General features: G+C 50.4%; 20 protein-coding genes and 1 pseudogene. 20 read left to right on the top strand and 1 reads right to left on the bottom strand.

What is annotated here, in order from left to right:
* The 5 genes and pseudogenes from T363_RS0101280 to T363_RS0101260 all read left to right on the top strand — a co-directional run.
* A pseudogene (locus tag T363_RS0101280) lies at positions 1–201 on the top strand (hypothetical protein); the annotation flags it as partial.
* Between the two features lie 766 nt (positions 202–967).
* A complete protein-coding gene (locus T363_RS0101275; protein ID WP_031472475.1) occupies positions 968–1252 on the top strand; it encodes a co-chaperone GroES in 285 nt (94 codons plus the stop codon).
* Positions 1253–1271: 19 nt separating this feature from the next.
* Complete coding sequence (groL, locus tag T363_RS0101270; protein ID WP_031472473.1) at positions 1272–2897, top strand: chaperonin GroEL; 1626 nt, start codon at positions 1272–1274, stop codon at positions 2895–2897.
* 781 nt (positions 2898–3678) lie between these two features.
* Complete coding sequence (locus T363_RS0101265) at positions 3679–4794, top strand: HD domain-containing phosphohydrolase (protein WP_078096861.1); 1116 nt, start codon at positions 3679–3681, stop codon at positions 4792–4794.
* Between the two features lie 504 nt (positions 4795–5298).
* Positions 5299–7434 carry a methyl-accepting chemotaxis protein gene (locus T363_RS0101260; RefSeq protein WP_051643010.1) on the top strand — a complete coding sequence of 712 codons (2136 nt, stop codon included), beginning with the start codon at positions 5299–5301 and terminating at the stop codon, positions 7432–7434.
* Between the two features lie 311 nt (positions 7435–7745).
* Here T363_RS0101260 and T363_RS0101255 read toward each other — a convergent pair whose 3' ends face one another.
* Positions 7746–8702: a hypothetical protein gene (locus T363_RS0101255; protein WP_031472467.1), complete on the bottom strand. Its 957-nt coding sequence runs from the start codon at positions 8700–8702 to the stop codon at positions 7746–7748.
* 261 nt (positions 8703–8963) lie between these two features.
* On the opposite strand from T363_RS0101255, the gene T363_RS0101250 reads away from it, so the two are divergent.
* From T363_RS0101250 to T363_RS0101180, 15 genes are all read left to right on the top strand, one after another.
* Positions 8964–11231, top strand: coding sequence for an S-layer homology domain-containing protein (locus T363_RS0101250; protein ID WP_034971393.1), 2268 nt, complete (start codon positions 8964–8966; stop codon positions 11229–11231).
* A 499-nt stretch (positions 11232–11730) separates the two neighbouring features.
* A complete protein-coding gene (locus tag T363_RS0101245; RefSeq protein ID WP_031472463.1) occupies positions 11731–12111 on the top strand; it encodes a flagellar basal body rod protein FlgB in 381 nt (126 codons plus the stop codon).
* Between the two features lie 16 nt (positions 12112–12127).
* The gene (flgC, locus tag T363_RS0101240; RefSeq protein WP_031472461.1) at positions 12128–12595 is read left to right on the top strand and encodes a flagellar basal body rod protein FlgC; all 468 of its coding nucleotides are present in this window, start codon (positions 12128–12130) and stop codon (positions 12593–12595) included.
* Between the two features lie 17 nt (positions 12596–12612).
* Positions 12613–12924 (top strand): flagellar hook-basal body complex protein FliE, encoded by a 312-nt coding sequence (locus T363_RS0101235; protein WP_031472459.1) that lies wholly within the window; start codon positions 12613–12615, stop codon positions 12922–12924.
* A gap of 54 nt (positions 12925–12978) precedes the next feature.
* Entirely contained in the window at positions 12979–14589 is a 1611-nt protein-coding gene (gene fliF, locus T363_RS0101230; RefSeq protein WP_031472457.1) for a flagellar basal-body MS-ring/collar protein FliF, read from the top strand.
* The gene (gene fliG / locus T363_RS0101225) at positions 14582–15589 is read left to right on the top strand and encodes a flagellar motor switch protein FliG (RefSeq protein ID WP_031472455.1); all 1008 of its coding nucleotides are present in this window, start codon (positions 14582–14584) and stop codon (positions 15587–15589) included. The genes fliF and fliG overlap by 8 nt, the downstream gene beginning before the upstream one ends.
* Entirely contained in the window at positions 15573–16433 is an 861-nt protein-coding gene (locus T363_RS0101220; RefSeq protein ID WP_078096860.1) for a FliH/SctL family protein, read from the top strand. The genes fliG and T363_RS0101220 overlap by 17 nt, the downstream gene beginning before the upstream one ends.
* A gap of 31 nt (positions 16434–16464) precedes the next feature.
* Positions 16465–17766 carry a flagellar protein export ATPase FliI gene (gene fliI, locus T363_RS0101215; RefSeq protein ID WP_031472451.1) on the top strand — a complete coding sequence of 434 codons (1302 nt, stop codon included), beginning with the start codon at positions 16465–16467 and terminating at the stop codon, positions 17764–17766.
* Positions 17767–17790: 24 nt separating this feature from the next.
* Positions 17791–18243, top strand: coding sequence for a flagellar export protein FliJ (gene fliJ, locus T363_RS0101210; RefSeq protein WP_031472449.1), 453 nt, complete (start codon positions 17791–17793; stop codon positions 18241–18243).
* A gap of 30 nt (positions 18244–18273) precedes the next feature.
* A complete protein-coding gene (locus T363_RS0101205) occupies positions 18274–19398 on the top strand; it encodes a flagellar hook-length control protein FliK (RefSeq protein ID WP_031472447.1) in 1125 nt (374 codons plus the stop codon).
* An 18-nt stretch (positions 19399–19416) separates the two neighbouring features.
* Positions 19417–19998, top strand: coding sequence for a flagellar hook capping FlgD N-terminal domain-containing protein (locus T363_RS0101200; RefSeq protein WP_031472445.1), 582 nt, complete (start codon positions 19417–19419; stop codon positions 19996–19998).
* Positions 19995–20381: a TIGR02530 family flagellar biosynthesis protein gene (locus T363_RS0101195; RefSeq protein WP_031472443.1), complete on the top strand. Its 387-nt coding sequence runs from the start codon at positions 19995–19997 to the stop codon at positions 20379–20381. Before T363_RS0101200 ends, T363_RS0101195 begins: the two co-directional genes overlap by 4 nt.
* A 100-nt stretch (positions 20382–20481) precedes the next feature.
* The gene (locus T363_RS0101190; protein ID WP_031472441.1) at positions 20482–21648 is read left to right on the top strand and encodes a flagellar hook-basal body complex protein; all 1167 of its coding nucleotides are present in this window, start codon (positions 20482–20484) and stop codon (positions 21646–21648) included.
* Positions 21649–21733: 85 nt separating this feature from the next.
* Positions 21734–21964 (top strand): flagellar FlbD family protein, encoded by a 231-nt coding sequence (locus T363_RS0101185; protein WP_031472439.1) that lies wholly within the window; start codon positions 21734–21736, stop codon positions 21962–21964.
* 47 nt (positions 21965–22011) lie between these two features.
* Positions 22012–22854, top strand: coding sequence for a motility protein A (locus T363_RS0101180; RefSeq protein WP_031472437.1), 843 nt, complete (start codon positions 22012–22014; stop codon positions 22852–22854).
* Positions 22855–22860 lie beyond the last annotated feature (6 nt).

The raw sequence follows: 22860 nt of genomic DNA, 5'->3' as shown, positions 1-22860 counted from the left end.
CAGCGTGCCCCGGCAGACGAGCCTGTGTTCCTGTTCTTGGACAAGAAGCGTGCCGAGGGTAAGCCGTACTACGTTTACATGACGGCTGGTGCCAACAAGTTCCTGCGCCGTTATTACGGCAAGGTGATGACCTACTTCTCTACTCTGGAGGGTCTGCCGCTTGTAGATATGGATTCCACCGGCCTGCAGCACGCGGACTAATCAACTGTAATTGACTCTTTCCGGTCGGCGTGTTTGCGGCGGCCTTTTTGTGTTGCACTTGTTTTCTACCTGCCGCCTACAAAGTTTTCTTTCGTCAAGTCCTGTTCGGGGCTTGACTTCTTATTTGCAGGCTTTTGTTTGCAGATATATTGACAAGCGGTCAAAATGAGCTTTTTTGAAAATTTACTCTATGTATGCTTGAAATTGGGATAAAGCAGAATAAGGGATATCAGGTAAACAGAACCACATAAGCTGTTATCGGCTGCTCTCTTCAGAGTAGCTGCCCTTCGAAAAAGTACGCTTAGTGCAGTTACAAATGTTTATTGGTGATTCATTATAATATCAGCCAACCCTTTGGTATGCGATTAAAGAGCATTGCTCTTGTCAGTTTGATGAGCAGTTTGCACACCATTTTATACATTATTCGCGCGATAGGTGGTGAGGACGTTGCACAGATATGTGCAACGTCAACCTCGTTTTCTATATTCTTAATCAAAAATTCACAATTTTAAAAACAGTTCATAATTTGGCAGAAGAAGACCTAAAGCGCAGTTATAGAGGGAGGAAAAGTTGGATAACTCGGATGATTTTATTTTCAGTCCTGCAAATCTCCCGATAGATGAAGCGAAAAGTACGATATTTTATAAAAAACCTCTTGCACAAATGAATGAGTTGATGTAATATAATACTCGAGTTAGCACTCAGATGAAAAGAGTGCTAAAGTCCGAAATTTGTCAAATTTTATTTTTCATAGGAGGAATCCGTTATGAAGCTCAAGCCCCTTTGTGATCGTGTCGTTATCAAGATGGTCGAGGCAGAGGAGACCACTGCAAGCGGTCTGATTCTCACCGCGTCTGCGCAGGAGAAGCCGCAGGTTGCAGAGATCATCGAGGTTGGCCCCGGCGGCGTAGTCGACGGTAAGGAGATCAAGATGGAGGTTCAAAAGGGCCAGAAGGTCATTACCGGCAAGTACACCGGCACCGAAGTCAAGCTGGACGGCGAAAAGTACATTATCGTCCGCCAGAGCGATATTCTTGCGATCGTTGAGTAATTTCAGGAGGTAATTTATCATGGCGAAACAGCTTATTTACGGCGAGGATGCGCGCAAGGCACTGCAGCGCGGTATTGATCAGCTCGCTGATACCGTTAAGGTAACTATTGGTCCTAAGGGCCGCAATGTTGTGCTGGATAAGAAGTACGGCGCACCGCTCATCACCAACGATGGTGTGACCATCGCAAAGGAGATCGAGTTGGAGGACGCATATGAGAACATGGGCGCACAGCTCGTGAAGGAAGTTGCGACCAAGACCAACGACGTTGCCGGCGACGGCACCACCACTGCGACTGTACTGGCGCAGGCGTTTGTACGTGAAGGCCTGAAGAATGTTGCTGCCGGTGCGAATCCGATGGTCATGCGCCGCGGTATTGCAAAGGCAGTGAATGCTGCAGTGGAAGCGATCGCAAAGAACTCCAAGGCGGTTGATGGCACGAATGATATTGCCCGAGTCGGCGCGATCTCTTCCGGCGATGACGAGATCGGCAAGCTGATCGCAGAGGCGATGGAGAAGGTTTCGACCGACGGCGTTATTACGGTGGAAGAGTCCAAGACTGCTGAAACCTATTCCGAGGTAGTGGAAGGCATGCAGTTCGACCGCGGCTATATCACGCCGTATATGTGCACCGATACCGAGAAGATGGAAGCCAATTTGGACGATGCACTGGTTTTGATCACGGATAAGAAGCTGTCCAACATTCAGGAGCTGCTTCCGATTCTGGAGCAGGTTGTAAAGTCCGGTAAGAAGCTTCTGCTGATTGCGGAGGATATTGAAGGCGAGGCACTTTCCACGCTGATCGTGAACCGTCTGCGCGGTACGTTCACCTGTGTTGCGGTCAAGGCACCGGGCTTCGGTGACCGCCGCAAGGATATGCTCCGTGATATTGCCATCCTGACCGGTGGTACTGTGATCTCCGAGGAGATCGGTATTGAGCTGAAGGATGCGACCATGGATATGCTGGGCTCGGCTCGCCAGATCAAGGTAACCAAGGAGACCACCACGATCGTAGACGGCGCTGGTGACAAGCAGGATATTGCAAACCGTGTTGCTGAGATCCGCGGCGCGATTGAGCGCACCACTTCTGACTTTGACCGTGAAAAGCTGCAGGAGCGCCTTGCCAAGCTGGCAGGCGGCGTTGCAGTGATCAAGGTTGGTGCGGCTACCGAGACCGAAATGAAGGAAAAGAAGCTCCGCATTGAGGACGCGCTCAACGCTACCCGTGCGGCTGTTGAAGAAGGCATCGTGGCCGGCGGCGGCGTAGCATATGTCAATGCGATCTCCGCAGTAGAAGCGCTGGCTGAAACGGCAGAGGGCGATGAAAAGACCGGTATGCAGATCGTTGCACGCGGTCTGGAAGCACCGATGGGTCAGATTGCAGTTAATGCCGGTATCGAAGGCGCTGTTGTTGTCGATAAGGTAAAGAACTCCGATAAGGTTGGCTACGGCTTTGACGCTGCAACCGAGACGTACGGCGATATGATCGCAAACGGTATCGTAGATCCGACCAAGGTAAACCGTTCTGCGCTGCAGAATGCGGCATCCGTTGCGTCTATGGTTCTGACGACGGAGAGCCTTGTAGCCGATAAGAAGGAGCCCGCAGCACCGATGCCGGCGGCTCCGGATATGGGCGGTATGTATTAAGAAATTGTTTAGAACTAAAATGAGTTTGAAAGAGACTGGTATATAGGTTTATGCCAGTCTCTTTTTATATGTATTTTTATGCGCTTCGCTCCATATAATGTAATTCTATTGCTTGTACATCGAAATTTGACTTTCATTTACGGCTTACGCTATAATTCAAGCAAGCGATAAGAAGGCATTACAAGCCACCCATTCGGGTGGCTTCCTTTTATAAGTTAAATTTACAAAAGACGAATCTTTGCTAGTAAGCAGGGGTTCGTCTTTTTTACAATAGGTTACTCCCGATCGTTCAAATGCAGCGCGGCGCAGCTACTCAAAAAAAGGGTTTTTCGTGGGATGAGCCGTCAAAGATCAGCTTATGGGGCTAAGATGCGGAGAGCTGCTGCGTTGGCATCCGCCTTTGTTGCTGAATAAAGAAACGGTGCGCAAAGTGTTTCGCTGTCAATACGAGTTTCATATTGCATTAGATTTTGCGCAGTAGTATAATGCTAATATATAGAATGAATGTAAAAAAAATAACAATGTGGTCGATTCGGCAATTATTACGTCGTTTGGTGTCCAAGCTGCTGCTGCGTAAAGTTGTTTGCCATAGGGAATGCAATGCCGCAAAAACTTCCGAGGGAAGTACTTCGTTTGCTGATGCAGCAGAACACACCATAGGGCGGGGCGCGCCCGAACCTAACGCTTAGGATACCGTGTAAGACCTTGCATGGGCAGTCTGTGGTGGTTGAGCCGAGCCCCCCCGGATTGAGCCGTGGGCAGTGTCAATGTACAGAAAGGAATGTTTCCTGTGAAAAAAACAACAGAAAAAGGCAATGCCCCGCGTGATACGATATTGATTGTGGATGATTCGATAGTGTGCAGGGCGAGCCTGAAAAATATTTTTGCGAAGGATTACAATGTACTGGAAGCGGGCGATGGCTTATCCGGACTCGACATGATTAAGGGCGCGGCGCAAGGCTTGGCCGCTGTGCTTCTGGATATTGTGATGCCGCGGGCCAATGGCATTGAAGTGCTTCGTGCTATGCGGCAGATGGGATTGCTGGATAAGTTTCCGGTGTTTATGATCACAGGAGAAGATAAAGATGAGGTTCTGCGGGAGGCATACGAGCTTGGAGTTATGGACATTATCTCCAAGCCTGTCATTCCATATGTCGTGGAAAGACGTGTGAAATCTGTCATCGAATTATTCCGTTCGCGAAACCACTTGAATGATATCATTGCTGAGCAGAGAAAAGTATTGATGGCTCAGGCGGAACAGTTGTATGAATACGGTGTTGGAATGATAGAAACCCTGTCCACGGCGATTGAGTTTAAGCATGAAGAGTCCGGAGAACATGTCCGGCGTCTGCGTGCGATTACGATCCATCTCCTGCGTCATACTGCGTTCGGTAAGGGACTGGCGAATAGGGAAATCGACCTTATCGGTATGGCGGCAATTACACACGATGTGGGAAAGATTGCCATACCGGATCATATTTTGACGAAGCCCGGCCGACTGACGGAGGAAGAATTTGAAATTATGAAGACGCATACAAGCAAAGGCGCAGATCTGCTCTCCAGCATTACCCCGCTGCGGGATCAGGCGTTTTATGCCTATGCGCATGACGTTGCGCTGCACCACCATGAAAGATGGGATGGGAGAGGCTATCCGGACAGGCTGATGGGCGATGAAATCTCTATCGGTGCGCAGGTAGTAGCGCTTGCGGATGTATATGATGCGCTGGTAAGCAAGCGGTGCTATAAGTCGCCTTACAGCTTTGATGAGGCGGTTAAGCTGATCATAAGCGGACAGTGCGGTGCATTTAACCCCCAACTGCTCCGCTGTTTTTTGAGTGTTGAAAACGACCTGCGCAGCCTATACAGCAATGCTGAAAGCGCATCCTGCGCAATTTGATCTCAAATAGCATGGCAGAAAAGATGGCTTGCAGAGCTATGGAAAAACAGTGCAGCCTTGCAGGAGAATGACTCCGATGAGGGGAGCGTCCATCGCGCTTTCATATAACCCCTTATTTTTTGAAGCAATCTGTCGAATATAAACATATAAAGATTGTGCTAAGAATAGGTGATTCGTCTTGACAACAAATAATATGCACAGTACCCTTAGACAGACAGACAGACAGACAGACAGACAGACAGACAGACAGACAGACAGACAGACAGACAGACAGACAGACAGACAGACATTTGTTCTATTGTTATGCCTAAAAAACCCAACGTTTTCTTTTCTGAACTTTTAGAGGGAAAATGTTGGATTTTTTAGGTTTCGCAACCCAATATTTGGTAAAAATAGATGGTTTTTGCCAGACTGATGCGGCAAAGAGGGAGGAAACATATGTAACAAGATACCACTAAGATAGAAGGGTTCCCCTTGCAAAAGTAATACTGGAGGTAAATAGATATGTATGAACGGCAGGAAACAGCGCCAGAAAGAAATTTCAAAGTGAAGGCTGGTATTTTGCAAAAGATGTTGCTGGGATTGCTTATTCCATCCATCATCGTTCTGATTATCGTTGGGATGATGCTGAACAGGGATGTGGATGAAGTGGTCATCACATTAAATAACGATTATCTGACTTCTGAAGCAAACGCAGCAGCTCGGGAATTGGATACGCATTTTCAGCGGTATATGGGGATTGCAACGACCTCTTCCCAGACGGATGACCTGCGTCGGAGACTCAATGGTTGGACGACTAATTTCCAAGGGATCTCACAGTATACTGAGCTAACAACGCTGCTGGATAATGTCAAGACCTCAGACAGCAGTATCAACCTTGTCTGGCTTTGTAATGTTAGGAATGGAGAGATTTTGCAGTCAGACGGTGTCCATGTGGATGCATCCGATGCCAATGCGGCAAGCCGCCCGTGGTACAGTCAGGTGGTAGACGGGCAGAAGCTGGTTGTAACAGGGGCTTATGAGGATAGAGTCACAGGCGGGCTGATTGTAACGTTTGCGACACCTGTGATTGAGAATGGAGAAGTAGTCGGAATCTTGGGTTTGGATGTGATGCTGGATACTTTCCTTGCAGAGATAGCCCAGATTTCGGTGGGTGAAACAGGATACATGACGGTGTTTGACAATGAAGGCAATGTTATCTATCATCCTGATGAGAGCCTGATTTTGAAAAATGCTGCAGATATAGACTATACCGAAGATATGAAGGAAGTGATCCTGGAGAACCGGACTGTAGATGCGATGCAATATACCAGAAACAACACGGTTTATCATGGATCGACTGTGGCGCTGGAGGATTCCGGATATTTTATTTTGGGACTGATGCCGGATGCCGAATATCAGAAATATGTGGTAAGTACTACAAGAACCATTATTTTCTGGTTTATTGCTGCGATTTTGATTTTTGCCGCTGTAATTGTTCTTCTCTGCATGAGAATGGTAAAATCGATTAAGGCGCTTGCTGCCGTTACAGGTAAGATTGCAGATGGAGAGCTGGATACAAGGGCGGAAATCGCCGCAAAGGATGAGATTGGCCTTGTAGCAGCGGATGTGAATGCGGTTGCGGATCGACTGAAAAAGTACATTCTATACATTGATGAAATTACAGCCGTTCTGAGCGAAATGGGAAAGGGCAACTTTGTATTTTCCCTAAAACAGGATTATAAGGGCGAATTCGCCAAGGTGAAGAATGCGCTTTTAGAAACACAGGGAACCATGTCTGACGCTTTGAAGTCGGTAGTTATGGCAGCAGAGCAGATTGCTGCTGGCTCCAATCAGGTCGCTTCTGGTTCGCAGGCATTGGCGCAGGGCGCAACGGAGCAGGCGGCCAGCGTACAGGAGCTGGCTGCTGGGCTGCAGAACGTTGCCCGGCAGATCAGCGAAAACACAGAGCTGATTCTGTCCACCGGACAGCAGATCGACCAGATGGGGAATGAGGTTCGTGACGGCGAGGAAAAGATGAAAGCTATGCTGGAATCTATGGATATGATTTCAGAAAATTCGCAGCAAGTGGCAAATATTATCAAGAGCATCGAGGACATCTCTTTCCAGACGAATATTCTGGCGCTCAACGCGGCTGTAGAGGCTGCCAGAGCAGGAGCTGCCGGCAAGGGTTTTGCGGTGGTTGCGGATGAGGTGCGAAATCTGGCTGGTAAAACTGCGGACGCCTCAAAGAACACAGCCGAGCTGATTCAAAAAGCGCTGGATGCTGTTAAAGAAGGAAAAAACAAAGCAGAAGAGACGGCATCTTCTTTTGGAGCCATCTATACAGGGGTAGAGGAGATAAATGTCAATGCCCGCAAGATCGTGGATAGCTCCACAAAACAGGATGAAGTGATTCGGCAAACTACAACAGGTGTGGATCAGATTGCCAGTGTGGTGCAGACCAACTCGGCAACAGCAGAAGAGAGTGCCGCAGCCAGCGAGGAGCTCTCCGGTCAGTCTCAGATGCTGAAAGATATGGTTGGGAAGTTCCAGCTTCCTGATGATCAGCTTGGCAATTATGAGAAGCTGCCTGCTGATGTTAATGTAGAAAAACCTTCCCGGCAGATCCTGACACAAAGTGATTCGGACAAGTATTGACTGAACTGAACATCTGATGCGCACTGCGGCGCGAAGGCTGTTTCAATAAACTGAGGCGCTATCCAAAATGGATAGCGCCTCGGTCTGTCGAGAAGATATTTCTGATGAGCAGCAGTTCATGCGAATGAAACCGTATTTGCAGCGTAAATGTAAAAAAGTCAGGACATGTGCCTGACTTTTTATGCTTTGAAAGAGAAAAGGGTTCTGCATGGGAACTATTTCTCGTTCGTGTTTGGCGCTGCTCAAGATGAATAGAGCTGCTGCACATGGATATGAGCGGTCAGCAAATAACCGGCGTATGCAAGTGCCGCTTATTCAGTGGGCTCTGTATCCGACGGAGGGGGAGTATATCCACTGGGCAGCGTGATTTTTTCCACTTGATTTGGTTTGGTACCGGTTTGACGGTACAGGGTAGATCCGTCCGAGGACATAAAGTAGGTTCCGACAAGCGAATTTGTGTTCGTCGCGTTTTTTTGATATACATAGATCGTCAGGCAGGCAGTGTGATCTACCTCTACAAAGCCGGGACCGGGCTTCAGGCTGTATTCGGACATGGAAGAACCGGACAGGCCGATCTCCTCGGGAGAGAGGGTGTTCATCAGGTCTGTTGCAGTGGAGAAGGAAAGCGCAACGCCGGCTGTAAGCAGGGAGTTGCTGAAATCCTGTCCGGCAACGTGGTCGAGCGTAACCAGACAACTGGTCGGCAGCCAGTCAATGCGGACGCGGAATAGCAGTGCAGGATCGTGCGGGAGCGATGCATAGGATACTGCTTCGCCTTCAGCAGAGTTCTTCTCTTCGCCGCTGGCAGATGCAGCATCCGCTGCAACGGCTTGACGGGTGAGCAGGATAGAGCCGGTGGGCTGTGTATAGGTGCTGTCGTCCAGCTTTTCCTCCGGCTTCAGGGCGTTGGTCTCACTGGTCAGAAGTTCGACATAGGAGCGCACGACCGAACCGGTTTGATATTCTGTAAATTGTTGGTAGTCATAGGCGAGATAGGAAGCAGATGCGCCGGTTCCGCTGTCTGTGCTGTCCGGCTCCTCGCCGCCGTCATCATTATCCGCATCTGCATCATCATCCGCTGGAGTTTCGGGAGAGAGCGTGGCGGTCAGGCGCCCGCCGGATTGTTCTGTCAGCACCTGCTCCAATGCGGGAATCGTATCCCCGCCGAAAGTGTAAGTGGATATGGTTTCAGAAGACGTGCTGTCGCTGCCGCAGGCAGCCAGCAGACAAAATAGGCAAGCGGAAAAAGGTATGAAAAGTCGTTTCATAATCCAGTATCCCTTTCTTAATCAAAAGTATTTATATATATATCATACCGTTCTGCGGATGACAAAGGCAACAGAAATTGCGTACAAAACGAAGCGGGAACAGGGGTGAAAATGAGCCAAAACGATGAAAAACAAAAAGGTATGAAATCATGGTTAATTTTCTGACAGATATGTCCGATATATTATAAAAAGATATTTACACGGCAGCGACAACACCGGCAAAACCGGCGTCGGCCGTGCGCAGGAAAGGACGCGGTGCATATGAAAGGGAAATGGACAAGACGCTTGGCAGGGCTGTTGGCAGCAGCACTGCTGATGCCAACGCCCGCAGCGCTTGCGGCGGACAGCAGCACGGGGGATTCACCAGACCCAAAAACTGCAACGGTGACCATTGTAAACGGAAATACCAGTCATGTTCAATTTGACCCGTCTGATAAGGTGGAACTGACGGACACCGAAAGCGCCTCCTTTACTCTGGAAACGGAGGCGGGATACCGGTTGGACAGAATAACTATAACAATTGAACCCAACACTACATCAACTGTATCAGATGCGGATTCATCGACTTCGCTTGTGCTTGATCGGGAGACGCTGAGCGGAGACGATACGAAAAATGGGATATCAGCGCAGGTGGAGCAATGGCCAGCCTATTCCAATATATGCAAGCTGACGGTTAGTGCGGGAACACTGAGCGGGGATGTAGACGTCAGCATATCGGCTTTCGCGCCCGGTACAACGCATAAAGCGGAAATTGACAAGCCGGAAGATGGAACGGTGGGCGGAGGTAACGAATACGGAAATGGGGAGAAGGCAACACTTTCGGTTACGCCGCATCAGGGTTACCGGCTGAAAAGCCTGCAGATGACTTATAAAGTAAATGGAATAACAGAGACAAACACGGTATCCTCTTCGTGCGATTGGAAGGGGTTGAAAATTGACTGGAGTGACATCGATCAAACGACGGTCAGCGGCCCGCTGTATGGGGACTTGAAGGTCACACCATCCATAGAAAAGATACCGGTTACGTGCAAGGTGCGCATCTATGTGGATGACGGGCTGGAGCTTGACCGCCCCGGCAGTGAATCGACCACGGTGAATGAGGGAGAGTCCCTGTCGGTTCGGGTTTCAACACAGGAGGGCTATCTGATCGACCAGATGCTGGTGCAGGTTGGGAAGACCTATGCAACATGGACGCCGGGACAGTCTTACTTTATGGTAAATTACGACCGCATTTCCGTGCGGGAATCGGATGACAGCGTATCCTTTGTGCTTCCGGAAATCACAGATGACGTTACGATTGAATTTGTCTCTACATACGATGAAAACAATATTCCCATTAAATTGGAAGAGGGGTCCCATATCAATATTGATTCGGATGTGGGAGATACGGTAGCTCGCGGCGAGGATGCGGCTTTTACGATCAGTACCACGTCGGATCGGTATGCCGTGAAGACAATTACGGTTCGGATTGGAGAAAAGAAGGCTTCTGCCGATCCGGATGACGAAACGATCCGCGTGGGCAACCGCAATTACGAGATACAGGACAATGGCAACGGGGAATATACGCTTTATATTGATAACATCCGGGAGCCTGTCACGGTGGAGGCAACCTCGAATAGTTCCGGCACGGTGTCCCGTCCCTCGCTTACGATCAACAGCTCCAGCAACATGAAGATTACCAAAAGCGTTTCCGGCAGCAGGATCGATGCGGGAGACAGCGTGCGGTTTTACTTTACGCCCAATAAGAATTATCAGGTCGACGAGATTACGGTGAAAATCGGAGACAGCAGCCGTACGGTGGGAGCGGATAAGACCTCCATCCGCGTTGGCGGGGAGAGCTATCGGATGAGCCGCAATGCGGATGGCGTGGTGACACTGTATCTGGATGATATTAGAGCAAATGTAACGGTATCCGGGCGGGCTTATTATTCCAAGGATTCGGTAAAACCCACGGGAACAGTGAAGCTCAATACTGCAAGCAGAAGCGCGTTTCTGGATGGCTATGCGGATGGTACCTTCCGGCCGGAAGCAAAAATGACCCGGGCGGAGGCGGTTGTTATGCTGTACCGCTTGTCCGATGTTTCGAACGCTTCCGGTGCAGGGGACATTTTTATTGATGTACCCGGCAACCTGTGGTGTGCGGATGAAATCAATGCATTTGCAAATGCGGGCATTATTGACGTAACAAGCTACTTCCATCCGAACCAGTATATTACGCGTGCAGAGTTTGTGGAAATGCTTTACCGGCTGATGGGCTCGCCGAGTTATTCGCGTGGTACGCTGCGGTTCCGTGATGTGACCGGTACGGCTAATGAAACCGCAATTTATTATGCGGTATCCCGCGGATGGGTCGATGGTTATGCAGATGGAACATTCCGTCCGTTTAACTATATCGCGCGAAGCGAAGTAGCGGCGTTGATGACGCGTCTGTTGAATAGGACATCGGGCGGCAGCGGGGGTGCTTATAAAGATGTGTCGCGCACCCATTGGGCATATCGTTATATTCAGTTGGCATCTTCTTATGTATAAAGCTTAGGACACCGGAGGGCAGATGTCCTAAGGTCTAAAAGAATGGTGGGCGCAGCTTAAGGCTGCGCCCACTAAAGTTTTAATGGGCGGTATTAAACGGTTATGATAGGCGCGGGTCAAACGCTGTAAGGTAAAATGATGCTTATACAAATGAACGATATTTGATGATGTATGGGAAACGCTGCATGAAAAAGGTGTGCTTGTAATGCTGCACCATAGGCCATATTGCTGGCTGCTTCAGCAAAAGCAAGAAAATAAGTTAAGGATATGTTGGGTTTTTGTGCATTTTCGGCATAAAAACCATTTAATTTTGTGCAATTGGAAAATAGTGCCAATTAGATGACATTGAGACGGCTTTGTTAAAAATGGATACGGGAAGTAAAATGTTGTCGATTATTGTTGAAAAGTTGTTGACCAAAACGGTGAAAAGATGTAAAATAAAACATGATAATTATGTATTATAAATATAATAATTTGTTGTATGGAGATGAGAGAAAGTATGGATATGCTGACCAGTAATTCATTGCTGATGATGGAACGCTCCATGGATTTTTTGTGGACAAAACAGACCGCGATTTTAGATAATTTGTCAAACGTTGAAACACCGAATTATAAAACAAAGTATGTGACCTTTGAAGAAACCCTGCGCAGCCGCCTGCAATCCGCTGTGCCGGCGGGCGGTAAAATGCGCGAGGCCATAGAGGGGGCAAGGCCGGTGATTCATGTTGCAGAAAATGAAACGGCGCGCATGGATGGAAACGGTGTGGATGCAACGGAGCAGGGCATTGAGCTGGCACGCAACGCGCTGCAGCTGCAGCATGTGATGAGCGCGGTTTCAGATGACCTTGCCTTGCTGCGTACTGCGATCCGCGGACAATAAATAAGGAGTGAGCAGCATGGCTTTTCTCAGTTCAATGAATATTACGGGCTCATCGTTGACTGCCCAGCAACTGCGTTTGGATGTTATTTCGGAAAATGTCGCCAATATCAACACTACAAGAGTGGAAGGTGGAGACGGACCGTACCGCAGGAAGCTGGTGGTCATGGAAGCAGAAAACGGACGGGACTCGTTCCGCAATGTTTTGGCACAGGCCGCAGGGGGCGTACCGGCTGCAGCCGGGGAGCTGTCCCAGCAGGGCGGCGTGCGGGTAACGCAGATTATCGAAGATGAAAGCCCATTTAAGCTGGCGTATGACCCTGCGCATCCGGATGCGAATGCACAGGGGTACGTTGAGTTGCCTAATATTGATCTGGTTAAGGAGATCAGTGATGCAATGGCGGCAACACAGGCGTTTTCGGCAAATGTAACGGCATTTAATACGTTGAAAACAGTTGCGTCGCGCGCACTGGAAATCGGTAAGTAAACAGGAGGAACGTAAGGATGGCGGCAATTTCCAATATACAGCCTTTATGGGATACGTTGCCTATTTCCATGGGGAAAGAGGAGCAGAAGCGTTCTGAACGAACGGCGCTTCCGGTTTTTGAGCAGATATTCCAAGAGGCGATTGATAATGTGAGGCAGACCGATCAGGAAAAAAACAGGGCGGAGTATCTGATGGCGACAGGACAGCTGGACAACCCCGCTATTCGGACAATCGCGAGTACAAAGGCACAAATGTCAGTGGAGCTGCTGGTTCAGCTTCGCAACAAGGCGCTCGATGCGTACAGTGAGCTGTCCCGCATGAGCATATAACAGCTGTGGATACACAGCCGGAAGTATCGGTAGTTGGGGAACAGGGCGGAATTAATGGTGAAAGAAAAACTGCAAAACAACCTCAACAAAGTGAAAAGCTTTTTTGAAGGAGAAAATAAGAAGAAGAGGATAATTACTGCAGCAATTATTATTGTGGCAGTAATTATCGTATCCGTTATCGTTGCTGTGGTGCTGAATAATCGCCCTTACGAAACGCTGTTTACAGGACTGACAACCGATGAGGCGTCAGCTATTGTGGGAAAACTGGAAGAGTACGGCGCTACGGATTATAAGATCGAGGGAGATGCGATTAAAGTACCCGCGGCGCAGGAGCCAGACCTGAAAGCAAAGTTATTGCTGGACGGTTATCCGAAATCAGGTTTCGGTTACGACACCTATTTCAACAATATCAGCATGATGGCAAGCGACTCGGACAGGGACACGGTGCGCAACTATGAGCTGCAGGACCGAATGGCGGCGGTTATCCGCTGCTTTGAGGGTGTTAAGGATGCGGTGGTCAATATCTCCGAGGGATCGGATCAGCGCTATGTCCTTGACAGTGAAAACGCAACGCCTGCGACCGCTGCTGTGTTTGTAACCATGCAGGATGGCGGTGCATTACCGGAGAATTATGTTGATGCAATCGGAAATCTTGTTGCCCGCAGCGTAAAAGGACTGGAGTTCGGCAGCATTACGGTTACGGATTCGGTCGGCAACAGCTATATGCCGGGCGCAGAAAACAACACGACTTCCTCGGCATCTGATTTAAAGCTGCGGTTGGAAAATCAGGTAAATAACCGCGTGCGCGGGGAAGTAATGCAGGCGCTGACGCCGATTTACGGGGCGGATAACGTGCGGGTCAGCGTGACCAGCACGGTAGATGTCAGCCGGCGCGTACAGGAAAACACAGTTTATACCTCTCCGGAAGGAGCGCCTGATGGGGAAGGGATCATTGGGCAGCGGGAATATGACCAGCAGCTGATGCGGGGGGATGAAGCCACCGCAGGCGGCGTAGTCGGTACGCAGTCCAATGCGGACATTGAAACTTACATGGAATCGCAGGGTGCGGTTAACGGGGATGAAACCTGGATCAAGAACGCAGGAACCGAAGATCACAAGGTGAATTCCTCTGTCGAGCAGAGCGAGCAGAATTCCGGGGTTGTTACCGATGTGATGATTGCGGTAACGATCAATCAGAATGCCGCGAGTAATGTTGCGGCGGCACAGTTGACTAGTCATATTGCCCGTGCTGCAGGCATTGCGCGCGAGGTGCAGGCAGATAAAATCAATGTGCTGATCGCACCATTCTACACGGATACGCCGGATGGTACAGACGGTTTGCCGATTGGCGGGCTGCAGCTGCCTAAATGGGCAATATATGCGATTGCGGGCGCGGCAGGACTTCTGCTCATGCTGGTTATTCTGTTGCTTATCATACAGCATCGCCGTAAAAAGGCGAAGGCGGCTTTGGAAGAGTTGGAGCAGCAGGCAGCGCTTGCTGCTGCGGAGCGCGCAGAGCGCGAGCGGCGGGAAAGTCTGCTGGATATCCAAAACGAGAAGAGCATGGAGTTGAAACAGGATATCCGGAAATTTACAGAGGAAAACCCGGAGATCGCAGCGCAGATGATACGGATTTGGTTAAAAGGGGACGGTGCAAATGGCTGATCAGGAGTTGACTCCGCAGCAAAGAGCCGCCACAGTGATTGTTGCGCTGGGGACAGATAAGGCGTCGCGTATTTATCAATATATGGGACCGGATGAGCTGGAGCAGCTGACGCTTGAGGTTGCCAAGCTGGGGCATGTCCCGACAGAACGGACAGAGCAGGTGCTGGAAGAATTCTACCAGATGTGCCTGACTAACAAGGCTGTCACAGAGGGCGGGATGGAGTATGCCCGGTCAGTGCTGCAAAAGGCCTTTGGCGATCAGGCGGCCGATCAGCTGCTTAGCAAGGTGACGAAGGCGCTGACGAACCGTGCCTTCTCGTTTCTGGATAAAACGGACGCGAAAACGCTTCTTTCTACGTTACAGCATGAGCGTGCGCAGACGATTGCGCTGGTGCTGTCCTATGTGGATCCAGATAAGGCTGCAGCAGTCATTGAGGAGCTGTCGGCAAATAAAAAGCTGCGCGTTGTGGAGAATATCGCCCGCATGGAGAGTGCTTCGCCCGACGCAGTGAAAATGCTGGAAGAAGAACTGAAGAAGAAGTTTGCCAATATTATCGTAACCGAAAAGGTACAGGTCGGCGGACTGGACCAGATTGCTGCTATCATGAACAATTTGGAGCGTTCCAGCGAAAAAGCGGTTTTCGATGGTCTGGAAAAGCGCAACAGCAAGCTGGCAGAAGAGATTCGCAAGCGTATGTTCGTCTTCGAGGATATCGTCAAGATGGACGACCGTTCGGTACAGCGCTTTGTGCGCGATTGCGATACGCGGGATATCGTACTGGCGCTCAAGGGGGCAAACAGGGAAGTGGCAGACAAGCTGTTTGCCAATATGTCGTCCCGCATGCGGCAGAATATCGAGGAGGATCTCGAAATTACGACCAATGTGCGTATCCGCGACGTGGAAGAGGCGCAGCAGCGTATTGTTGGCATTATTCGTGATTTGGAGGAGCGGAATGAGATCATTATCCTAAAGGGTGGAAAGGATGAGATCATTGCCTAATATCCTCAAGTATTTTATGAAGCCTCAGGCGGAGGACTATCATCTTCCGGATACCGAACAGATGGCAGATACGCTGGAGGAAATGATCCGGCTGAAGGAAAGTGTACCCTATGAGGGGGAGACCCTGCCGCAGTCTGCCGGGACGGATGAGCCGACGCAGCACGGCGACATGGAGCCGGAGGATGTGCAGGAAAGCGTTCCGCAGGTGCGTTCCCTGTCCTTTGCCCGTGCCGAAGCAGATGCACTGCTGCGGGATGCGCATGCGCAGGCCGAGGAAATTATCGCTGCTGCAAAGCAGGCGGCTGAGACTGAAGTAGCAAAGATACATCAGCAGGCGGCTGAAAAAGGATACAGCCAAGGTTATGCGGATGGTGCAGAAAAGGGACGGAAAGAGACTGCCGCGGCAACAGAGGCTGCTGCGCAGCAGTCTATTCAGGAAATGCAGCGCTTTCTGCAGCAGGCGGCGCAGCTTCGGGACGATTCTATCGACCGTCTGCGGGAGGAACTGCTGCAGGTTGCGATTACGGTGGCGGAAAAAGTCATTCATGTCAGCCTGCAAAGCAGTGAGGAAATTATCCGGAGGATGATGATAGCCGCAATCGATAAGCTGAAACGGCGCGAGTGGGTGCAGATCTATGTCGCGGACTGTGATGTAAAAGGGGCGGTGCAGGCAGATCCTGCGTTGGCGTCTGCATTGTCCGGCCTTTCCAGCCACGTGAAGATTGTGCCAATGCACGACGCAGAGCCGGGCACCTGTATTGTTGAAATGCCGGATGAAATCATTGATGCGAGCGCATCAACACAGTTGGATAATATCCGCGCGATCGTGCGGGAGAATACATAGCCGGTATTCATGGGAATAAGGAAGAAAAGCAATGCTTGAACGGGTCATCCAACAGATTAGGGACAGTGATACGCTGAGCCGTACAGGAAAAATAGAAAATATTATTGGTATGTCCATTGAGGCTTCCGGTGGGCGAGGAGCAATGGGAGACATATGTCGTATCTATTCTGCGGAGTCCAATAGTCAGGTACTGGCGGAGGTAGTAGGTTTCAGAAATGAGCATATGCTTTTGATGCCTTACCAGAATATGAGCGGACTCGCGCCCGGAAGCTTTGTGCGTAATACGGGGCGGCGGCTTCGTCTCCGGGTGGGAGATTTCCTGCGCGGACGCATCATCAATGCCATGGGACAGCCGATAGACGGTGGGACAGCTTTTCCGGAGGGAGAAAGCTACTATGTTGACAGTCCCTACATTAACCCGTTGACAAGACCGCCGATCCGCGAGAGGATCGAGTTTGGCATCCGTGCGATTGATGCGACGTTGACGATTGGAAAGGGTCAGCGTATCGGTATTTTTGCAGGCTCCGGCGTGGGAAAATCAACGCTGATGGGTATGATTGCCAAAAATGTGAAAGCGGATATCAACGTGATCGCTCTGGTAGGCGAGCGCGGACGCGAGGTGCTGGAATTTGTCCAGAAAGACTTGGGAGAAGAGGGGATGCGGCGTTCAATTCTTGTTGTTGCAACCTCGGATCAGCCGGCGATGCTCCGCATGAAATGTCCCTCTGTGGCAACTGCGATCGCGGAATATTTCCGTGACAGAGGGATGGATGTCCTTTTGATGATGGATTCTTTAACGCGCTTTGCAATGGCGCAGCGTGAAATCGGGTTGGCTGTTGGAGAACCACCGGTAGCGCGCGGCTATACGCCGTCCATTTATGCAGAGTTACCCAAGCTGCTGGAGCGGAGCGGGAATTTTGAGAAAGGCTCGATCACTGGTGTATATACGGTGCTTGTGGAAGGCGACGATACAAACGAGCCGATCGCAGATACGGTGCGCGGTATTTTGGATGGACATATCGTTCTCTCACGCAAGCTGGCAAACGCGAACCATTATCCGGCAATCGATGTATCGGCCAGTATTTCCCGTTTGATGGTTGAAATTGCACCGCAGGAGCATCTCAAGCTGGCAGGTGAACTGCGAGATATATTGAGCATATATGAAAAAAATGAGGATTTGCTTGCAATAGGCGCATATAAAGCAGGAACGAATCCCAAGCTTGACAGTGCCATCACGAAAATAGGTAAGGTAAATGCGTTCCTGATGCAGGGGATCAATGAATCCTTTACCTATGAGCAAAGCCTGCAGCAACTGCGGCAGATTCTTCAGTAAAGCAATGGAAAGACGGGAGCTGCGATGAAGAAGTTTCACTTTTCAATGGAAATGGTGCTGCGCTATCAGGAGCAGCGGTTAGATGCGTTGCGCGCCGAGCATGCAGCTGCTATCGCAAAGGTCAGAGAGCAGGAGGCGGTCGTGGACTGCCTTACGCAGAGCTTCCGTTCTGTAAACGAGGAATATCGTGTTCGTAAATCGCATGGAATGACAGTAGCGGATGCAATGGGCTATGACCTTATGCTGCGGACACAGGAAAAGGAGATACAGGCTGCGGCAAAGGTTCTGGAAGAACTGCGCAGGGCGGAAGAGCAGAAGAGAGAAGAAGTGATTGCAGCTAAAACAGATAAGGCGACGATTGAAAAGCTGAAAGAAAAAAAGCTGGACGCCTATCATAAGCAGGAACAGAAAAACGAGGAACAGATGATTGATGAATTTGTGTCGGCCGCACGTGTTGTGTCCGGAATGGCGCGTTGACGGCGGCACGGTGAAAGGAGGTGAGGAAGAATGAATACGGAACAGATCGCGCTGCTCAAATCACTGCTGCAGTATTCTGCAAAGAGTAATGTAGGCGCGGATGATACGCCCAAAAATGATTTTCAGGATTTGCTTGCACGGAAAAAGAGCGGTGCAGCAAACAATGCGGATCCCCAGGAAATGAATGGGAAGACGGAAGCGCCGCAGGGCAGTGGAGAACCGGCAGAGGAATTGCAGGAAACGAATGGAGCCGACGAAGTTGCAGCAGCACAGCAGCTGGCGGCAGCGTTGGCAGTGCAGCAGTTCATTGTGCCGGCAGCGGTGGAAGAGCAGCCTGCAGAAGGCGGCGTTCCTGTGGTAGCTGATTTGCAGCAGGCAGCAGTCGTCCCAACGGTGACGGCGAAGGGCGCGGATGTGCAGCAGGCAGCATCGGATGTGCAGAACATATTACAGCAGCCGGCAGAGGAAACCGCATCAGAGATGCCCAGACAAGTTTTGCAGGCAGTAGAGAACGGGCAGGCCCCCAAAGCAGACCCGTCAGTTATGCGTCAGGGCGAGCCTACGGCGCAGCTATCGACGGCGGCAAAGGCAGATGGTGAAGGTGTGTTTAGGCAGAGTGCTGCTGAGGACACGCAGAAGCCGGTTCAGGTTGCTGTTGCACAGGCGGAGCAGCCTGTGTTTCAGGATGTTGAAAACATCCCGGTAAAGGTAGCTGATGCTGCGCAAACGGTGGATACAACGTCGGCTGACATGGATGCCCGCATAGCGGATACCGTGCAGGCAGAACTGAAAAACACAGGCGATAAGGTAGAGATCCAGCTCAAGCCGGAGCACTTAGGAAAGATTACGATTGAGCTGACACAAACTGCGGGAGGCATCGGTCTGCTGATCCATGCGGACAATGCCAAAACCACTTCGCTGCTTGCGCAGCATGCAGGCAATCTGGGAGCGCTGCTGGAGGATCGAACTGGACAGCATGTTCAGGTACAGGTGCCGCAGCAGGAGCAACAGCAGCCGCAGTATGATGGCCATAACCGGCAGCAGCAGGAACAGCACCAGAACCAACGGGCACAAGAGCAGACGATGAGCCAAGATGAGCAGGACAGCTTTTTAGGTCAGCTTCGTCTGGGGCTGTATCAGATGGAAACAGTATGACAGAAGGAAGTGATGTAAATGGGTGATTTGTTTGCACCTACTATAGCACGTACCTACGGGGCGGGCACGCAGACTGCCGCGTCGGATAAGACAAAAGAAACAAATGGGCATACCGGTTTTGTGCAGAACAGCAGCTCGGATAATCTGACGCTGACAATGCAGGATTTTTTGCAGCTGATGATCGTGCAGTTCCAAAATCAGGACATGGATAATCCCGCATCTACAAGCGATATGATGAATCAGTTGATGCAGATGTCCACGATTCAAGCTATGGCAACCGTAACGGATGCCTCTACGATGGCATATTCGGCATCCTTGGTGGGTAAAACCGTAACCGTAGGCGAATTTGTAAATGGCAAGCTGAATGAAGTCGTCGGCACTGTAACGGGAAGCGCGCGTGAAAACGGAGAGCAGGTCATTTTTGTAGACGGCAAAAAGTATAAGCTGAATTCGATCATGGCTGTTGGTAAACTGCCGCCTGTTGACGAAAAGCCTCCGGTGGAAGAGAAGCCGGACGGCGGAACCGAGGAAAAACCTCCGGTGGAGGGGAAACCTGATGAGTCGGCTCCGAACGGCGGAACGGATGCAAAACGCCTATGATTGAGCGTCTAAATGGTACGTTTCCGGTTGCGGGAACGGAGCGGCGTCAGACAACAGCCCCGGAGACAGGCACGTTCGGTGACCTGCTGCGGCATCGTCTGGAAAGCATTGGCGTTGAACCGCAGGAGGGCGGCGTGGCGCTGTCCAAGCACGCTCAGCAGCGTGCGGAGGAGCGCGGCATTGAAATAACGGGTGACCTGATGGCGCGGCTGAACGATTCGGTTGGACGTGCACAAGCGAAGGGTGCAAAAAATATTCTGGTGTTCGATGCGACACGGGCGTTTATCGTGAATGTACCGCAAAGCCGTGTGATCACAGCGATCTCACAGGAAGAAATGAAAGATAATGTATTTACCAATATTGACGGCGCTGTTCTTTTATAATAGCAAAAGAAGGCAGGTCCCCGGCCGGGGATGCTTTGGGAATGTGTCCGTTTGACCGTTTCCGACAGTGCGATAGCTGGAAGGAGCAATATCGTATCTTATGACAGGTTCTATGTATGCTGCGATTGCGGGTTTGCAGACCCACATGCAGAAGATGAATGTAATCGGCAATAATATTGCCAACGCCAATACATATGGCTTTAAGCCGGGTGTAACCTCTTTTACCGAATCCATGTATACTTCGTCCAAGGCGAGTACAGCGGGCGGTACACAGTATGGCGGCACCAATGCCGCACAGATTGGTTATGGTTCCAAAATCGGCTCTATTGACTTAAACTTTGCGCAGGGCACGTATTCGCCAACGGGTGTAAACTCTAACCTTTATCTGGATGGCAACGGGTTCTTTCTGGTTGGACCGAAGCCGTCGGATATAAAGGGCGTGGGTAATGATGGTGAGTTAGGACAGGGCGATCCGGTAACCGGCTACTACGAGCCGGATCCCAACAGCCTGACTCTGACCCGCGTGGGCAATTTCTGGTTAGACGGCGACGGATACCTGGTCGATACAAATGGCAACTGTGTATACGGCTTTATGCCGCAGGGTGTAGAAAATCCTACCACGACGAGCAGCAATATCATGACGGATCAGAAGGGAAATGTCGTGTGGAACGCCTGCCTGCAGCCGATCCGTTTGCCGCTTGCCGCACCCAAAGGGGATGGCACTGGATCTCTCAAGGAGAATGGTGCGATATACCCGACTTTGGATGGTAAGGGCGGGACAAACGAACTCGAGTATCCTGAGAATGGCGGGGAACGACCCAATATGAATACGACGGTAAAGGTAAGCGCGGTCAACCTGAGCGTCGGACAAAATGGCGTCATTACCGCAGTTACCGATGGAGGCGACCCGATCACGGTCGGCGTTATCGCGGTGGGGAGCGTTATTAACCCGAATGGCCTGACAAAGCTCAGCAATGGTTATTATCAGGGCGGCAACAATGCAGGCGACCTGACGGTCGGCACCTGCACCGGTGTTTTGGGCGGTGCCTATCTGAATAATATGGATCCTGCTACGGCGACACCGGATCTGGCGATCGGCAATGCCGGCAAGACCAAAATCTTTGCCGGAGGTCTGGAATCGTCCAAGACCGACGTTGCAACCGAATTTGCCGACCTGATCACCGCACAGCGTGGTTTTCAGGCGAACACAAAGATCATTACTGTGACCGATGAAATGCTTGCTGACCTGGTAAGCATGAAGCGGTAAGGCAGGACGATAAGCAAAGGCTGGCAGGGTGGGCGCGCAAATTGCGCGCCCCGCACCCTGCATTGTACGGGAAAGGGGTAGTACAATGATCCGTTTGACAAAGCTGAATAGGGAGCAATTTCTGTTGAACCATATGCAGATTGAAACCATTGAACTTATTCCGGAAACCAAAATCATCATGATGAACCATGACTACTATATCGTGCGGGAGACCCCGGAGCGTGTCGTTGCGCTGATTGAAGAGTATACGGCCAAGGTGCGGGATATTTATCGAGAAATCACGATCTCTGATAAGCAAAACAGAGACTGGAAATAAATTTAGAGGAATTATAGAAAAAACCGGACAGGGGGACTGGCAGCAAAATGAATCTAACATTTATCATAGGCATTGTGTTTGGCTTTTTCATGATTGTCTATGGCATTATCATGGGCGATACCCTGACTGCGATTGATTTAAATCAGCTGAAACAATTTATAGATATTCCCAGTATTTTAATTGTAGTTGGCGGCACGCTGGCAACGGTTATCGCCGGCAATCCAATGAAGACTCTGGTAAAGTTTCCCAAGCATTTGAGCATCATACTTAACCAGAAAAAGTTCAATCCGGCAGGCATTATTGATGAAGTAGTTGAATTTGCGCAGATCGCGCGAAAAAACGGATTGCTGGCGTTGGAAGAGCCGGCGAGCCAGCTGGAAGACCCGTTTTTTAAGAAAAGCATCATGCTCATTGTGGACGGCAATGATTCGGAAAAAGTGCGGGAGATGCTGACGAGTGATATCGACCAACTGAGTGCGCGGCATGACGACGTTGCTTCCATGTATGAAAAAGGCTCTGCCGCAGCACCGGCATTCGGTATGATCGGCACCTTGATTGGTCTGGTTAAGATGTTGTCTAAGATGGGCGAAATGAGCACGGGAACCAGTGAAATAGGACCGGCCATGGCGACAGCGCTTATTACGACATTTTACGGCTGTATTTTGGCGCATTTGGTGTTTAACCCGATTGCAAATAACCTTCGTACACGAGACGAGGAGGAATGCCTGTGCCGTCAGTTGGTCATAGAGGGCGTTATGGCGATCCAGTCCGGTGAAAACCCGAAATTTATCAGGGAAAAGCTGGAGGGTTATCTGGAGCAGAAGGCGACCGGCGAAGAATCTGGGGAGTCCGGGAAAAAGAAGAAGGGGTCCAGAAAAGGGAAAGAATGATCTGCC

The sequence above is a fragment of the Agathobaculum desmolans ATCC 43058 genome, from assembly GCF_000701665.1.
GTDB classification, from domain to species: domain Bacteria; phylum Bacillota; class Clostridia; order Oscillospirales; family Butyricicoccaceae; genus Agathobaculum; species Agathobaculum desmolans.
The sequence above is the reverse complement of the archived record's forward strand: the minus strand, read 5'-3'. Positions and strand labels throughout refer to the sequence as shown.

Coding starts and splice junctions, on each gene's coding strand:
- fliJ (WP_031472449.1), top strand. CDS start 17,791: ATGAAGAAGTTTCACTTTTCAATGGAAATGGTGCTGCGCTATCAGGAG.
- fliG (WP_031472455.1), top strand. CDS start 14,582: ATGGCTGATCAGGAGTTGACTCCGCAGCAAAGAGCCGCCACAGTGATT.
- T363_RS0101220 (WP_078096860.1), top strand. CDS start 15,573: ATGAGATCATTGCCTAATATCCTCAAGTATTTTATGAAGCCTCAGGCG.
- T363_RS0101200 (WP_031472445.1), top strand. CDS start 19,417: ATGGGTGATTTGTTTGCACCTACTATAGCACGTACCTACGGGGCGGGC.
- flgC (WP_031472461.1), top strand. CDS start 12,128: ATGGCTTTTCTCAGTTCAATGAATATTACGGGCTCATCGTTGACTGCC.
- groL (WP_031472473.1), top strand. CDS start 1,272: ATGGCGAAACAGCTTATTTACGGCGAGGATGCGCGCAAGGCACTGCAG.
- T363_RS0101265 (WP_078096861.1), top strand. CDS start 3,679: ATGTTTCCTGTGAAAAAAACAACAGAAAAAGGCAATGCCCCGCGTGAT.
- T363_RS0101250 (WP_034971393.1), top strand. CDS start 8,964: ATGAAAGGGAAATGGACAAGACGCTTGGCAGGGCTGTTGGCAGCAGCA.
- T363_RS0101255 (WP_031472467.1), bottom strand. CDS start 8,702: ATGAAACGACTTTTCATACCTTTTTCCGCTTGCCTATTTTGTCTGCTG.
- fliF (WP_031472457.1), top strand. CDS start 12,979: ATGGTGAAAGAAAAACTGCAAAACAACCTCAACAAAGTGAAAAGCTTT.
- fliI (WP_031472451.1), top strand. CDS start 16,465: ATGCTTGAACGGGTCATCCAACAGATTAGGGACAGTGATACGCTGAGC.
- T363_RS0101260 (WP_051643010.1), top strand. CDS start 5,299: ATGTATGAACGGCAGGAAACAGCGCCAGAAAGAAATTTCAAAGTGAAG.
- T363_RS0101190 (WP_031472441.1), top strand. CDS start 20,482: ATGACAGGTTCTATGTATGCTGCGATTGCGGGTTTGCAGACCCACATG.
- T363_RS0101245 (WP_031472463.1), top strand. CDS start 11,731: ATGGATATGCTGACCAGTAATTCATTGCTGATGATGGAACGCTCCATG.
- T363_RS0101185 (WP_031472439.1), top strand. CDS start 21,734: ATGATCCGTTTGACAAAGCTGAATAGGGAGCAATTTCTGTTGAACCAT.
- T363_RS0101180 (WP_031472437.1), top strand. CDS start 22,012: ATGAATCTAACATTTATCATAGGCATTGTGTTTGGCTTTTTCATGATT.
- T363_RS0101195 (WP_031472443.1), top strand. CDS start 19,995: ATGATTGAGCGTCTAAATGGTACGTTTCCGGTTGCGGGAACGGAGCGG.
- T363_RS0101275 (WP_031472475.1), top strand. CDS start 968: ATGAAGCTCAAGCCCCTTTGTGATCGTGTCGTTATCAAGATGGTCGAG.
- T363_RS0101205 (WP_031472447.1), top strand. CDS start 18,274: ATGAATACGGAACAGATCGCGCTGCTCAAATCACTGCTGCAGTATTCT.
- T363_RS0101235 (WP_031472459.1), top strand. CDS start 12,613: ATGGCGGCAATTTCCAATATACAGCCTTTATGGGATACGTTGCCTATT.